Annotated in this window: 11 protein-coding genes; 5 read left to right on the top strand and 6 right to left on the bottom strand. The window is 61.4% G+C overall.

Annotated features, from left to right (window positions below):
* The first annotated feature begins 487 nt into the window (after positions 1-487).
* Both KVT37_RS26765 and KVT37_RS26760 read left to right on the top strand, forming a co-directional pair.
* A complete protein-coding gene (locus tag KVT37_RS26765) occupies positions 488-2,182 on the top strand; it encodes a serine protease (protein ID WP_217578016.1) in 1,695 nt (564 codons plus the stop codon).
* A complete protein-coding gene (locus tag KVT37_RS26760) occupies positions 2,179-4,152 on the top strand; it encodes a DNA/RNA non-specific endonuclease (RefSeq protein ID WP_217578015.1) in 1,974 nt (657 codons plus the stop codon). The genes KVT37_RS26765 and KVT37_RS26760 overlap by 4 nt, the downstream gene beginning before the upstream one ends.
* A 205-nt stretch (positions 4,153-4,357) precedes the next feature.
* On the opposite strand, the gene KVT37_RS26755 is transcribed toward KVT37_RS26760, so the two are convergent.
* Both KVT37_RS26755 and KVT37_RS26750 read right to left on the bottom strand, forming a co-directional pair.
* On the bottom strand, positions 4,358-4,783 hold the full coding sequence (locus tag KVT37_RS26755) for a type II toxin-antitoxin system VapC family toxin (RefSeq protein WP_217578014.1): 426 nt from the start codon (positions 4,781-4,783) through the stop codon (positions 4,358-4,360).
* A 4-nt stretch (positions 4,784-4,787) separates the two neighbouring features.
* Complete coding sequence (locus tag KVT37_RS26750) at positions 4,788-5,030, bottom strand: type II toxin-antitoxin system Phd/YefM family antitoxin (protein ID WP_217578013.1); 243 nt, start codon at positions 5,028-5,030, stop codon at positions 4,788-4,790.
* 248 nt (positions 5,031-5,278) lie between these two features.
* On the opposite strand from KVT37_RS26750, the gene KVT37_RS33540 reads away from it, so the two are divergent.
* Both KVT37_RS33540 and KVT37_RS26745 read left to right on the top strand, forming a co-directional pair.
* Positions 5,279-6,424: a class I SAM-dependent methyltransferase gene (locus KVT37_RS33540; RefSeq protein ID WP_308642773.1), complete on the top strand. Its 1,146-nt coding sequence runs from the start codon at positions 5,279-5,281 to the stop codon at positions 6,422-6,424.
* On the top strand, positions 6,421-7,236 hold the full coding sequence (locus KVT37_RS26745) for a phytanoyl-CoA dioxygenase family protein (RefSeq protein ID WP_308642772.1): 816 nt from the start codon (positions 6,421-6,423) through the stop codon (positions 7,234-7,236). The genes KVT37_RS33540 and KVT37_RS26745 overlap by 4 nt, the downstream gene beginning before the upstream one ends.
* Before the next feature lie 164 nt (positions 7,237-7,400).
* Here KVT37_RS26745 and KVT37_RS26740 read toward each other — a convergent pair whose 3' ends face one another.
* The 3 genes from KVT37_RS26740 to KVT37_RS26730 form a co-directional block, all read right to left on the bottom strand.
* Positions 7,401-9,488: a hypothetical protein gene (locus KVT37_RS26740; RefSeq protein WP_217578011.1), complete on the bottom strand. Its 2,088-nt coding sequence runs from the start codon at positions 9,486-9,488 to the stop codon at positions 7,401-7,403.
* A 258-nt stretch (positions 9,489-9,746) separates the two neighbouring features.
* Complete coding sequence (locus KVT37_RS26735) at positions 9,747-10,700, bottom strand: bifunctional 2-polyprenyl-6-hydroxyphenol methylase/3-demethylubiquinol 3-O-methyltransferase UbiG (RefSeq protein ID WP_217578010.1); 954 nt, start codon at positions 10,698-10,700, stop codon at positions 9,747-9,749.
* 5 nt (positions 10,701-10,705) lie between these two features.
* Positions 10,706-11,755 (bottom strand): fatty acid desaturase, encoded by a 1,050-nt coding sequence (locus KVT37_RS26730; protein ID WP_217578009.1) that lies wholly within the window; start codon positions 11,753-11,755, stop codon positions 10,706-10,708.
* Positions 11,756-11,757: 2 nt separating this feature from the next.
* On the opposite strand from KVT37_RS26730, the gene KVT37_RS33840 reads away from it, so the two are divergent.
* Positions 11,758-12,402 carry an EamA family transporter gene (locus tag KVT37_RS33840; RefSeq protein WP_217578008.1) on the top strand — a complete coding sequence of 215 codons (645 nt, stop codon included), beginning with the start codon at positions 11,758-11,760 and terminating at the stop codon, positions 12,400-12,402.
* A 27-nt stretch (positions 12,403-12,429) separates the two neighbouring features.
* Here KVT37_RS33840 and KVT37_RS26720 read toward each other — a convergent pair whose 3' ends face one another.
* The gene (locus KVT37_RS26720) at positions 12,430-13,185 is read right to left on the bottom strand and encodes a trans-aconitate 2-methyltransferase (RefSeq protein WP_254634276.1); all 756 of its coding nucleotides are present in this window, start codon (positions 13,183-13,185) and stop codon (positions 12,430-12,432) included.
* Between the last annotated feature and the right edge of the window lie 5 nt (positions 13,186-13,190).

Raw genomic sequence — 13,190 nt, 5'->3', positions numbered from 1 at the left:
CCAATGACAGCCGCGACAGCAGGCCGGATCGCTGGCGTCACTCTGCATAGCTGGGCCCATTGCGCCGGTCCTTGACCAAGCTGTGGCTGCGCACGCGAGGGCACGGCCATGGCCGCCGGCCAATATCGACGGCCGTTCGGTTTGCCAGCGAGGCGGAAGAAATACTTTACTCCACCATAGCCAGAAAGCATAAATTCCGCTAAGCTTCTAATACAGGAAAACAAAGAATGATAGCATACTGGACCGGCGGCTGATTGGGTAGGCGTCGGTGCGTGGTGCCGTGCTTTCATTCTTGACTGTCTAAGTTGGGGGCGGAGCTCAAATTCAACGCTGGCGAGGCCAGGGGTTGAAAATTGCTGCCGGGGGCTTGGGTGGCCGGTAACACGGGTCAACAGATTTTTCCTTCTTCCAGGTGCTACCCGCCGCGCATCAACATGCTCGAGCAGGCAAGACGTGAACTCTTGATGAAGAGGAGGCAATCGCCGCAATGATCAAGGAGCTTGTCGACGCGGTCGTGCAGGCCGCTGGCGGCACCAGCATCGAGGCTCTTCGCAAGGCCTGTGAAGCCTTGATCGCCCAGCTGCCGATAGAGAAGGGCACCATTGACGCGGAAGAGGCGCGCCGCGCCCTCAATGGCCTGCGCAAGCATCGTCGCTTCGTGTTCATGCGGCGCATGGCGCAGGCCTTCCTCGATGACGGCTGCCGTGACCACCAAGTGACCCGGCACTTCGCGCAGGCTTTGATCGAGCGCGGCGAAACCATCCCCGCCATCCGTATTCTTGAAGCGTTGATCGCCGACCCGGCGATTTCCGATTATGAGTGGGGCGAGGCCAAGGGCGCGTTGGGCCGCGCCTGGAAGGATCGCGCGGTTCGCGCACGCGGAAAGCGAGATGATGTGGCGCGGGAAGCCACGCGCGCCTCGTTCGGCCACTATCGTGATGCGTGGGTCAAAGACCCCAATCTTACCTATCAGGGCGTGAACCATGTTGCGATCGCAGCGTGGGACGGTGGTTTGTTTCTGTCGGATGATGAGCTCAAAGGCGCCAAGGCCGCTGCCGGCGAAATCTTCGCCCTGATCGAGGCGAAGCCGAAACCGGAGTTGTGGGACTATGCGACCGCCGGCGAAGCGTTGGTTGGCCTGGGCAGGCACGATGAAGCCCTCAAATGGTACAGCTATTACGCGCAACGAAATCCTGATGTCTTCGCGCTCGCAGGCTCCGTGCGCCAGCTCAACCAGCTCTGGCGTGCGGGCGAACACGGATGGGGGCGCCTGATCCTGGCGCCGCTGATCGGCATGCTGGGCGACCTGCCTGGCGGCGGATTCTCGGTTCCGGCCGAGGCGCTGGGTGATCTGGCGGCGGTGTCCAGGGCACAGCACCAGAACGTGCTTGGCAATGTCGGCGCGCGCTCCTACAGCTGGCTGCAAGAAGGGTTCAAGATGGCGCAATCCGTCGCCATGATCCATAAGAACGGAGAGCCGCACGGCACCGGCTTCGTGGTACGCGGCAGCGATCTGGCGCCGCATCTGGGCAAGGAGCTGCTGGTCATCACCAACGCCCATGTGGTCAGCGATCCTCCTCTCGAGAAAGCGGCGACCCCGCGCGAGGCAACCGTCACCTTCGAAATACTCGGCCGTCAGGACAAGACGAGACGCTACGCCGTGTCCGAGATTGTGTGGCAATCGCCGCCCGATCAGCACGATGTCAGTGTGTTGCGGCTCGACGAGCAATTGCCGGGCGATGTCCAGCCGTTACGCATCGCCAGCAGCTTGCCGTCGCTTCAACCCGAAACACCCCGGGTCTACATCATAGGTCACCCCAGTGGCCGGGAGGTCAGCTTTTCCTTCGAGGACAACGTGCTGCTCGACTACGAGCTTGCGATCGTCAGCAGCGCTGCCAGTCAGTCGCCCTGCCGCGTCCATTATCGCGCCCCGACCGAGTATGGCAGCTCCGGCAGTCCGGTTTTCGATGCGGCATGGGGCGTCATCGGCGTGCATCACGCCGGTGGGCGTCTGATACCCAGGCTGAATGGCAAGCGCGAAGTCTACGACGCTAACGAAGGCCTGTGGATTGTCGCCATCAAGCGAGCTATGGCGGCGTCGTCTTCGCCTAAGGCGCGCGGCAAGAAGGCGCCCGCTCAAAGTAGCTCCAAGGCAACCGGCAAGGGAAAGACAAAATCATGAGCCCGACGCGCAACGCCACGTTCGAAAGTGCCTCGCTTCGTTCGATCGAGCGGCTCAATCCCAAGCTGCTCGACGAGGTTCGCGAGAAGCTCGGCGTCGACGCCCTGACGCCGGAGGCGATCGGCCAGGAGAAGCTGGAATCGATCAAGGCGGAGGCGTCGCTGCGTGGGGCGCGGGGGCCAATGCTCGAATCGATGGCGTTCGCAGAGTCGCCGCCGACGCTGGGCCGCGCTCAGCTGGAAGCGATCGTGCTCAAGATCATCCGCCCGCCGCTGCTGGTGCAGAAAGGGACCTTCGTCCGCCCCGCAAACATGGTCCCGCAGGTCAAGCTGATCGTCGATGGCCTCAAGCGCGACAAGATCGATCCGGCGATCGCGCGCACCGCGCGCGTCGAACTCGGCAACGTCCCGGGCAGGCCCTTCGTCGGAACTGGCTGGATCGTCAGAAAGCTGTCGGAGACCAAGGCGATCATGGTGACGAACCGTCATGTCGCCGAGGAGTTTGCACGGGCCGACGGCAGGGGTGCCTATAATTTCATGACACTGCCGAACTTCCGCGACTACCAGGTGAACGTGGATTTCCTCGAGGAGCAACAGGGCGTGGGCGCGCGCCAGGCTCCGGTCGTCAAGGTCGTCTTCATGGCGGGCAGCGGCGCATCCGACATCGCATTGCTGGAAGTCGAGGGCGAGGAATTGCGCAAGCTGGATGAGATCGATCTCTCCACCGCGCAATTGAAGGTCGGCGCGCCGATCGGCGTGATCGGCTATCCGGCCTATGACAGCCGCAGCGATCCCGAGGATGTGGCGGAGTATTTTGGCGATATCTTCGATGTGAAACGTTTTGCTTTCGGCGACGTGACCGGTGTCTCCGACGCTTCGCCCGAGTTCACGCATGACGCGACGACGCTGGGCGGCAATTCGGGATCGGTGGTCATCGACCGCGACAGCGGCAAGGCCGTCGGGCTGCATTTTGCGGGCGACTACAAGATCGCCAACTACGCCGTTCCGGCCTCCGAGATCAACGCCGCGCTGAAAGGGCTGACCAGCGTCAGCGTCGTGCCTTCAAAGGCCGGTACGGAAGCTGCAGGGGACGGCCGCCACAAGCCGGAACATTTCCGCGACCGCGATGGCTACAACACGGGTTTCCTCGGCAAGTCCAAGCCGATCGAACCGCCAAAGCCGGGAGCGCAATGGCAGGACGACCTCATCGGGCTCACCGACGCGGACTCGGGTCAGCCGACGAAGGAGCTGAAATACCGCCATTTTTCCGTATGGATGTGCAAGAGCCGAAAGCTGCCGCTGATGACCGCCGTCAACATCGATGGCGGCCAGGCCAAGCGCATGGGTCGTGTCGATAAATGGTATATCGACGGCAGGGTCGGCGATGACCTGCAGGTCGATAATGCCGCCTATGCCAGGAACCCGCTGGATCGCGGGCATATGGTGCGCCGTGAAGACCCGGTATGGGGGCCTCTCGATCTGGCCTCGGAAGCCAATCTCGACACCTTTCATTACACCAACGCCGCTCCCCAGCACGAGGATTTGAACCAGCGTGACTGGGTCGGTCTGGAAGACTATGTGCTCTCGAACGCGCGCACGCGCGGGCTTAAGATCAGCGTCTTCACCGGGCCTGTTTTCGGCGACCGCGACGCCGACTACAGGGGGCTTGTAAAGCTGCCGGAATCGTTCTGGAAGATCGTTGCGATCATCAACGACGAGACCGGAAAACCGTCCGTAACGGGATATCTTCTGTGCCAGGGCGACATGATCAAGGGACTGACCGGAGAGTTCGTCTACGGGCCATACAAGACCTACCAGGTGGAAATTGACCAGATCGGCCAGCTCGCCAGGCTCGATGTCGCGCATCTGGCAAAGCATGACCCGCTTGCCAAGGTTCGCAAGTCGGAGGGATTGGCGGGCAGCCGCGGCGCCTTCCGCTCCATCAACGGCCCGTCGGACTTGGTCGTTTGAGGCGATGTCTCGCGAAGGTGAGGCCAATCACGGAAGAAGTGCCATTTTTTAGAGCAATTCCAGGAAAAGTGTGAGCGGTTTTCCGTCCGGAATTGCGTAAAAACAAGGAGATAGAGCGTTTCACCGTTTCCGTGAAACGGTGAAACGCTCTATCGAGCGGCCTGACGGTATCAAAACCCCGGCAACGCCCTGTCCGCAGCCTGTTTCATGCCAGCAACTGCGTCGGTACGCCGAGCGACGGACCGGACGCGGCAAGTTGCTGGTCGAGCGTATGCAGCGTAACGCCATGCTCTGAAGCAATTGCGAGGTGAAGCGCATCCCCGGCGCGAAGCCCAAGCGTACGCTGATCGGCAAACCTCGCTGCCGTCCGGAACTGCGCGCCAGTCACTGTGACCACGGTGAAGCTCTCGGCGACCAGCTTGTTGAACATAGCGAGCATCGATGCGCGCTGCTCTATGTCGATCTGTCCGGTCCGCAACTTGATCGCCATTGCCGAGGACATCTCGGTGATGGTCCAATCGCTGATGAGAAGCTGCTCTGGATCCTGCGTTGCCAGCCAAGTCTGAACGCGCGGCGTCATCGCTTCATTGGAGAGTGCCGCGACGATCAAGGACGTGTCGAGATAGGGCATGGCATCAGTAGCGATCACCGTCCCGCATCGATCGCACCAGATCGGGGGCGTTCTGGGTCTGCGGTGGCATGGTCGCCGTCAGCGATCGCAGCATAGCGAGATCGATCGGCTTCCGGGGCTGAGCCACGGCAGTCAGCCGTGCAACCGGCTTGCCGCGTCGCGTAATGTCGATCGAATCGCCCGCCTCGACGCGGTCGACGAGTTCGCTCAGACGGGCTTTGGCCTCCGCCAGCTTAACAGCGTCCATAATCACGCTCCTGACCATGTAGATAGTCATAAAGCGTATCGAGCTTAGGAATTCCAGCGAGCCTTCATTCTTGCGAACTCTCTGCCACGAGTCCTGAACGCCGCCGTTATCCTCGGACGCGGTTTGCTTGGCTGACCGACCAGTTGGCTTTTGGGATTTACGCGTGACGGCTCTCAGCCGAATATGGGCGGAGGCGGAGGGTGGGCCGGTTGATTGGATCCGTTTGTCCTGTTTGCGGAACCAACGCCGTGACGGAGCTGGCACTGCCGCATCCGTCACGTTCCATGACGAGCGACGGTTCCATCGTCGGCCGCCCGATTCGGAAGGCTTCGTGTCTAGCTTGCGGGCATGGCTTTCATGCTGTCCCGCTGAAGCCTGAGGAACGGGATACCCTGTATGGTGACGGGTACGACCTAGGCCTTGTCGATCCGGCCGCCGACGCCGCCCGGGCCGACGGCTATGCCGAGTGCCTGGATGAAGCCGCCGCGGCGCTGCTGGGGCACGCTCTTCGCCCCCGAAGCGTCGTCGAGTTGGGAGCGGGGACGGGCGCCCTGCTCGAAAACCTCGCGCGGCGCTGGCAATTGAGCGACGCGCTGGGCTTTGAGGCGGCTCCCCGGCTGGTCGCCGCGGCGCAGCGGCGGGGTGATGCGTGGGCCATGATCCGCCAGGGTTATGCCGAGCAAGCGCCAGCCGAAATCACCGGACGGTATGACCTCTGCCTTTCGGTAAATGTGCTCGAGCACGCGCTTGACCCGCGGGCCTTCCTTTCCGCGTCCAGGCGCGTCATCTCGGAGGAGGGTTATGTGCTGGTGATCTGCCCGGATGGTGACGTCGCCGATACCGAGCTGTTGTTCCTCGACCACGTTTCGAGCCTCTCCACACGATCGCTGCGGATGGTCGCCGCCGCAGCCGGTTTGCAGGTCATCGGAAGCGTCGCGCTTGCCGGGCAGCAGAAGGGTTTTCGGCTGGCCGTTCTCAAGCCCAACCTGACCGCGACGCCGGACCCCGCCGACCTCCGCTACCTGTCGCTGGCGCCGGCGCGATCGGATTTCCTGATGGGTTGGTCGGAAATCGACGACGGCGCGTTGAAATGGCGGGGCGATCAGCCTTATGCGATCTTCGGCGCCGGGGAATTCCAGAATCTGCTGCGGGCCTATGCGCCCCGTCTGGTCGAGGATGCCGAAGCGTTCCTGACGGACGAGCCATTGGCGCCCATTCTCGACGGTCGGCCGTGGCTGCGCGCCGACGCGTATATTTCCCGGCATCCCGGGAGTGCTATAGTGGCCGCGGTCAATCCGCGCAGCTGGCCGGCTGTGGCAAGGAAATTTCCGGGCAGCGGCACGAAGGTCTTCCATCCGTATCTTTTCTCCAGCCGCCTCGAGGAGCGCCTGTGAATGAGATAGATCGCTACGGGGTGAAGGAGGCCGCGGTCGCGCGCGACGACATCGACGTTCTGATCGAGGACCTTCGGCTCACCGGTTATACGACGCTCGACGCCGGCCTGACGGGCGAGCAACTGGATGCGCTGTCCAGCGACTTCGACGTCGCCGAAGCGACCTACGCCGACCAGGCCGCGGCCGCCGGCTACGATCTTTCGGCGATCGGCGAGCGCGACACCATCCGCGTCCTTCCCAAATACGCCCCGGCCTTCATCAGCCTGGTCTTCAATGAACGGCTGGCGCGGCTGCTCTCGCGCATGCTCGGCGGCTACTACATCGTCAACCAGGTCAACGGGCTGATCAATCGCGCCAACAAGAGCAAATACGGTCAGGCGGCGTTCCATCGCGACATTCCTTACCAGCATTTCGTCAGTTCAAGGCCTCTGGCGATAAATGCCCTGTTCGCGCTTGACGACTTCACCGCCGAGAATGGCGCCACCCGGGTCATACCCGCCAGCCATCATCGCGAGGATTTTCCTTCGGACGAGACGGTGCGGCGGCGTCAGGTCCAGGTAACCGTGCCGCGGGGTACATTCATCATCCTGGACTGCATGCTCTACCATGCCGGATCGACCAACCGTACCGACCGCAACCGGCGCGGCGTGAACCATGTCTTCACGATCCCGATGCTGCGGCAGCAGCTTCATCTTCCGTCGGTCTTGTCCGATTTCCCGGGGCTGAGCGCGGATCAGAAGAAGATTCTCGGCTTCGGGCTGGACGAGCATCGCTCGGTGGAGGCGTGGTTCGGCGCGCGGGCGAAGAAGTAGAAACTCAGCAGGTGCCGCAGATCGGTCCTGGCGCCGAGGCTTCGCCAGCATTAGAGCGTTTCACCGTTTCACGGAAACGGCGAACCGCTCTATCTCTTTGATTTAAAGCAATTCCGGACGGAAAACCGATCACACTTTTCCTGGAATTGCTTTAGTGCCCACCACTACGGCTCTGCTCGCTGGATGGTGACCGATTTGAACGCCACCTCGCCATTCCCCAGGGCCCAGACACGAAATTCCATGGTCGATGTGCGGTCGATCGAGAAGAGCAGTTGTTGCGGCCCGTGGCTTTCCGTCAGTTCCTTCTCCGCCAGGACCGTCCCTCCCGGCGACGAGGCCGCGTCAATCCGGACAACCGTGGCCGGTTTGCCGTTGGCTTCCAGGTCGAAGGTAAGGCGATATGCCCCAGGGGCGACATTTACATAAGGACCATAGTACAGCGCACCCTGCGATTGCGGTGGCGCGACAAGCGCTTTCCCGTCGCCGCGCTCCTGTAGCGAGCCGACCTGGGTAAGCGCGTGCGCGTTGGCATGAAATGTTACCGCCTGGTTGAATTGAGGATCCCAACCCGGCACTTTGGCCGCAATGTTTTCCCCGAACACAAAGATTCCAAGGTTGCCGAACTGAAGTTTTCGCGTGACCGGGGAACCGAGTTCCGTCAGCCGCCCCCAGTCGACCCCATTCGCCTCGTCCTGGGTCAGCAGAAGAAAGGTCTCTCCTGTCCAGGCATCGGGGCGGTACCAACGGTTTGATGACAGGAAATGCATGGGCATCGGCAATTCGCCGTCAAGGGTAACCTGCCGCACCAGGACATGTTCGTCGGACAGCACGCTCAGCAGGCCGGCGTTCCAATAGGTGGCGTAACCATAATGCAGGCCGTTGTCCTGCAGGTAGGCCGCTAAGCTCGGCCAATCGGTGGCGCGGGAAACCTGCTGGTCCCAGTGCACGCGCGATTGCACATCTGATCTGACAAAGGCCGGATAGGCACTTGTCAGCAATCCGGCAAAGATCACCGCTACCGCGATGGATCCGATGGGCCGCTGTCGCGTGTCGAGAGGTGTGGCCAGCGCCACAATGGCCATCATGACAAACGACGGCACCAGGTAACGCGAACTGTTGGTCGGATCGGTCAGGTTCGGAATGGTCGTAGCCAGTTGCAGAAGGCAGACCGATAGAAGCGCCACCGACCCATAGACGGCCAGCGGTCTGAATTCATCGCCCGGCTTTCCCCCCGATGTTGCCACCGACCGGACGATCAACGACAAAAGCATGACTGCAACAATCAGCCGAAGCGCACCGTAGAGGCCAGCTAGCGACAGCAGTCCGCTGCCGCCCGGCGGCAGCCCTCCGAAGATTATCAGCGCCTCCTTGCCCAGGACGGCGAGGTTGCTGACGATCTTGTCGTATGGCAACCATTGAACAGCGGAAGTATCGCGCGAGACATTGTTTACATGCGCGATGGTCGCTCCGTACAATAGGGTTCCGCCACCCATCCCCGTGCAGATCGAAATGACCACGCCCAACCAGGATGCTCTTGTCACGCCTCCCTGATGGATTCCGGTTCTGTATAGAGACCACAGCGCCGCGGCGATGAGCGGCATGCCTATGGTAACGATCCCTCGCTGGGGATTGGTCCAGAAGGAAGCCGCAATCAGCGCGCCAAGGAGCACAGTCCACAAAACGACTTTCGTCGTCGAGCGCGCCCTCATCAATTTGATGAGGAAGTATATCGAATAAAGAGATATGTATAGAATTGTCCCGTATGACGCCTGGCCGTAGAGATTTTCCGCCAGCAGACCGGAGATTCCCGCCGCCATCGACGCGGTTATCAGCGTGCGCTGTGTTCTGCCGATCGGCGACAGACCGGTGGCCAGCCAGATGCTGTGCAGCACGAGAATGGACGTAACCACGCCCGAGATCGCATGAACCGTAAAGCCGGCCGGAAGAAAAATCATCGCCGGGAGAGCAAAGAGATGGCCGAATAAAACCATCAGGTCGTTGTTTCCATAGTACCAGTCCGGCGGAAAGAAATCATGGCTGACCACGATTTCTCTCGCGATCAATACCTTAACGGCGCTATCGGAATGAAACAGATGTCTGTATTCCACGAAAACGTAGAACACGAGGAAGCAAACGTTGACCGCCAGGATGAATACAGCCGCGACAAACCAGTAGGGATTGGCCTTGGACAATCGATTGGCTGTCACATCCCGTGCAAGCGGGGTTCTCAGGGGCGGCGCCTGGATTGCCATGGTTCGATGGGACTCCCCCCTTGGCCGCGCATGCCGCCCGAAACGTGCAGCCGGGCGCGGCAATTGGCCTAGATGGATCGTCAGGCTTGGCCTTTGTCAACCTGCGCGGGCCATTGAACGGGGCAATGACAGAACGACTGCCGGAGGTTCTCTAGAGCGGTTCACCCTTTCATGGAAACGGCGAGCCGCTCTATGTCGTTGTTTTGGCGCAATTCCGGACGGAAAACCGCTCACGCTTTTTGCCGGAATTGCTCCAGGTCAAACCGTGGTGTGGCGCCGATCACCGTCGGCTGCACTGTCGTCGCGGCGCGCAATCACCACCATCTGTGACAGTCGCGAAAACGGGCGTCGCGCAAAGTCGAATCCGGCGGCAGCGATCTGGAGAAACGGCAGCAGGGGATGGTCGGCATAGGATCGTGCCGCACTGATCGATATCCATCCCGCCAGCCGCATCTGATTCATGATCGAGACGCACCAGAACGGTGCTCCCTGGGTATAGGAGAAGCCATCGACGGCAAGCCCTGCGTCACGCAGCGTTCGGGTCAGGCTCTCACGGCTGAACAGCACGAAATGGCGAGGGCAGTGATAGCCACCCCACGATCTGTGCCGGAAGACAAGGGCATCGAGCGAGCGGAAATTCGGCGTCTTGATCACGATGCGCCCGTTCGGGCTTAGCATTTGCGCCGCCCGCGCCAGTATCAGATCGGGCCGCGGCAGATGCTCCACCAGATTGAGCATCAAAATGAGGTCGAATTTTCCGTGATCGTCGAAATCTTCGATCCGTCCGTGAAAAAAACAATGGCCATGGGCTTCCGCGCTGCTCTTCGCCTTGTCGTCGAGGTCGACGATCCAGGTCTCGGTGACACGCAAATCGGCGGCCCGGGCAATGCCCGCGAGCCATCCAGTTCCACCGCCGACGTCGAGCACACGCAAGGTGCTGCCCTGGATACCCCGGAGCACGCGCCGAAGCGTTCGGCGGTCGATCCATTCCTTGACGCGCAGTGGAAAGCTCTTCCTGCCCACCTCCTGGAAGGCGTAATAGTTCGACGGGTAGATGACATCCAGCCGATCCGCCAGCATCGGCGAGATGAACAGGATGTCACAGGCCTTGCAGTGCCAGAATTCAAAGCGCTCTGGCGTCGTGAAATATTCAATATCGGTCGCCGCCGCGTGGAAATTCGCGGACTCGCCGCAGAATGGGCAATTCGCCATCTGTTTCAATAAAGCGAGAAATGGCGGCGAAACGTCTCGGCATAGCTGACCCGGCGCCTGTCCATCACCACCCGCATGGGGGTATCGGCAAGGAAGCGTTCGAGGTCGGCAAGCCGCGTGTAGGACACCTGCGGTTCCCAATGGTGCAGCAGGTGCCGGTTGAAGCCGGCCGACCCGAAAGTGCTGGCGAAATACCCGGGTCCAAAGATTCGCGCGCAGGCGCCCTGGTCGATCGCGGTGTAATCCTGATCGGGCCGCGCATCCTCGGTTCGATGCTCCAGCAACTGCCGAATGCTGCCGAAGAAAGGCAGCACCGCGCCGAATCCGAGCACCCACGCGATCGCGGCAGGCCAAAGCCCGGACCACGACAGGGCCAGCACAATCGATCCATGCACCGTGATCGCAATTGCAAACAACAAGAATGGCTTGGTGCCGGTTCCACCCGTCCCGGCGGACGCGCGCGCCATCGGCTTGTGGCCAGCCGCCGCGTTCCGGTGATAGGACAGCAAGGTCTCGATCGCGCGGATGCCGAGCAGGGAGCGCACGAGGAACCTGGCGTTGAGCGGCGAGAAATAGGAGATTTCGGTGTCATGGATGGTACCGAGCGAGCGGTGATGCTCGAAATGCACCTTGCGATAGAAGCCGATCTCCAACGCGATGATCCACGACAGCAGGAGGTTGCTCAGCCAGTCATTGATGGTTCTGTCGGGTGCAAGATTCCAGTGCGCCCCCTCGTGGATGAACGAGGTGAGATAGAGTGCCCAGTAGCCGATCAGGATCGCGCCGAGCAGACCCAGCGCGACCGGCCATATGCCCGCCCATTGTCCGATCGATACCAGCGCGACGACAGCCGCCAGCGCTGCGTAACCGACGGCAATATCGAAATACACCCGGCGATAAGCCGGCTGCAGGTCGCGCACGAAGTCCGGCAGCCGGATGCCTCGGCTATCGGTCAGCCTCCCGCGCAGCTTTGCAAAGCTGTTGGAATAGTCGTCATGCGAGACGGCCGACAGTTCCCGCAGCAGGGCTTCCGTGCCAGCATCCTGGTCCGTCATGCGTGGCTGCCTCATATCGTTCCCTCTTCGCCACGTCGCTGCGGCGTGAGCATCCGGAATCTATCGCCGGCTGCCTGGAGCAGCATGCGGGTTTTCATCGCGGGTGTCACCGGTCCTTGGTGGCCTTGCGCGCGTCGCCACGCTCAGGTTCCGCGGTCGCCTTCTTTTCCGCCCGCCTTGGTTGCCGTCGGCCCAAATGGACAGGTGGCGCCGCACGGTCCAATGTTGCGGCGCTGACTGATTCGCAGGAATGGAGAAGCAATCTGGATAACCGTGGCATCGGCATCGCGCTCATTTTGGCCGCCGTATTCCTGCTCACCGTGACCCAGATCGTCATCAAGTCTCGCTTGAGCGAACATGGAACCGTGCCGTTCAGCCTCGAAGGGGGCTGGCCCTATCTGCTTGGCCTGCTTGCCGATTGGCAGGTCTGGATAGGCGGCCTCGGACTCGTGATCTGCAGCGTCCTTTGGTATGCCGCGATATCGAGAATTCCGCTGTCGCTGGCCTTCCCGTTCGCCGCACTGTCTTACCCTCTGATTTTCGCCGGTTCGGTCCTGTTCCTGCACGAACGATTCAGCTGGCAGTCCCTTGCCGGCAATTGCTTGATCGTCCTCGGCGTAATGCTGGCGGCGACCCGATTGCCTTGACGGCTGTCCTTTGAGGAGCGCTGCAAGTCACGGACGTTTCGCCACCACCAGTCGGGAGCCGCCGACGGGAAGGGTGAGGCCCGTCCCGAGGATCAGGCCTTCGATCGCCATCATGGTCCGCAACGAGGCATTTACGGCCGGCCCGATGCGGAATTCCCTACTGGCATCGAATTCGCCGCTTTCGCTGTTGCGTCGCCGCGACAGGAACATCAACGGCAACAGAAGCGACACGAACGAGGTGCTGTAGATGACCTCCAGTCCCACGCTTTCGATCTTTTCATGCAGTTCCCGCTTTTCGTAGCGCCGGAAGTGAAACGACTGATTGTCGAGCTCGCTCCAGAGCCATCTGTGCTGCGGCACTGAAACGATCACGCCGCCCCCGGGCTTCACGGCGCGCTTCAGGTTCTCCAGCGCTTCGACATCTTCCTTGATGTGCTCGATCACGTCGAAAGCCCCCACGACATCGAATTCCGCGGCGTAGGGCAATCGTCTTGCGTCCATCTGGGCAAAGCTTGCCGACGGCAAGCGGGCGGCGGCGAAGGGCAAGCCGGCAATGAAGATTTCGGTCCCCACCAGCCGGGCGCTCGGAAAGGCGCGGGCGATGCCGCTCAGGACAAAGCCTGTGCCGCAGCCGATCTCGAGGAACGACCGGAGTTGCGGAAAGAACCGCCTCAGCGTGCGCGTGATGATGGTGTTGCGGGCCTCGAACCAGAAATTGCCGACCTCGCGCTGCGCCAACTCGGCAAAGAAGCTCTCGTGGAACCCGCCGCCTTCATTCGCCATCTCGG

The sequence above is a fragment of the Mesorhizobium sp. GbtcB19 genome (genome assembly GCF_019091085.1).
In the GTDB taxonomy this organism is placed as follows: domain Bacteria; phylum Pseudomonadota; class Alphaproteobacteria; order Rhizobiales; family Rhizobiaceae; genus Mesorhizobium.
Note: the sequence above shows the minus strand (reverse complement) of the source record. Positions and strands in the feature narration are given on the sequence as shown.

Coding starts and splice junctions, on each gene's coding strand:
- KVT37_RS26740 (WP_217578011.1), bottom strand. CDS start 9,488: ATGGCAATCCAGGCGCCGCCCCTGAGAACCCCGCTTGCACGGGATGTG.
- KVT37_RS26735 (WP_217578010.1), bottom strand. CDS start 10,700: ATGGCGAATTGCCCATTCTGCGGCGAGTCCGCGAATTTCCACGCGGCG.
- KVT37_RS26760 (WP_217578015.1), top strand. CDS start 2,179: ATGAGCCCGACGCGCAACGCCACGTTCGAAAGTGCCTCGCTTCGTTCG.
- KVT37_RS26765 (WP_217578016.1), top strand. CDS start 488: ATGATCAAGGAGCTTGTCGACGCGGTCGTGCAGGCCGCTGGCGGCACC.
- KVT37_RS26755 (WP_217578014.1), bottom strand. CDS start 4,783: ATGCCCTATCTCGACACGTCCTTGATCGTCGCGGCACTCTCCAATGAA.
- KVT37_RS26720 (WP_254634276.1), bottom strand. CDS start 13,185: ATGGCGAATGAAGGCGGCGGGTTCCACGAGAGCTTCTTTGCCGAGTTG.
- KVT37_RS26730 (WP_217578009.1), bottom strand. CDS start 11,755: ATGACGGACCAGGATGCTGGCACGGAAGCCCTGCTGCGGGAACTGTCG.
- KVT37_RS26750 (WP_217578013.1), bottom strand. CDS start 5,030: ATGGACGCTGTTAAGCTGGCGGAGGCCAAAGCCCGTCTGAGCGAACTC.